This window comes from Allochromatium humboldtianum (genome assembly GCF_013385175.1).
Classification (GTDB): Bacteria; Pseudomonadota; Gammaproteobacteria; order Chromatiales; family Chromatiaceae; genus Thermochromatium; species Thermochromatium humboldtianum.
The window spans coordinates 1-632 of the sequence record NZ_JABZEO010000065.1; the positions used below are offsets into that span (position 1 = coordinate 1).

At 59.7% G+C, this 632-nt stretch carries 1 protein-coding gene; it reads right to left on the minus strand.

Annotation, left to right across the window (positions count from 1 at the left end; all coding sequences use genetic code 11):
• The coding region (locus HW932_RS21505; RefSeq protein ID WP_176978488.1) for an IS607 family transposase at positions 1 to 573 on the minus strand (573 nt) is incomplete at its 3' end.
• Between the last annotated feature and the right edge of the window lie 59 nt (positions 574 to 632).

Consider the following 632-nt stretch of genomic DNA (forward strand, 5'->3'; position numbering starts at 1 on the left):
GCGCGAGCGGCTGCCGTAGAGCCGGGCCGAGAAAACGGTGATGATCTCCAGCACATCGCTCGCCAAGTCTTCCTCGAACGTCGTGTCTTCGCCTTGGTTGAGAATAACGACTTCAACCTGCTTGGCCTCGCAGATCGCGAACACCAGTTCCGCGCCGAAGCGCAGTAGACGGTCTTTGTGGGTGATGACCAGCCGCCCGATGCGCCCTTCCACGATCTCATCGAGCAGGCGTTTGAGTCCCTTTTTGTGATAGTTCATCCCCGATCCGAGGTCGGCAATGACCTCGAAGGTCCACCCCTGACGGGCGCAGTAGAGTTCGAGCACCTGCTTCTGGCGTTCCAGATCGGCTTTCTGGTCGTGGCTGGAGACGCGCGCATAGGCGATCGTGCGTCGGGCGGTCTCGGGGGTGTGAAAGTGCTCCGGGCGCAAACGCGCCAAGTCATAGCGCCGTCGCCCGCCAGCTGTGCGCTCATCGGGAAGGAGCTTGCCTTCGCGCTCCCAGCGTCGCAGCGTTTGAGCCGCAACGCCGAGAAAATCGGCGGCCTCTTGGATGCTGACGAGTTTGCGTGTCATGGTTAAAATGTAAATGATTGCGCAAAAATGCGCAACTCAAATTGAGACTGTTCGTACCC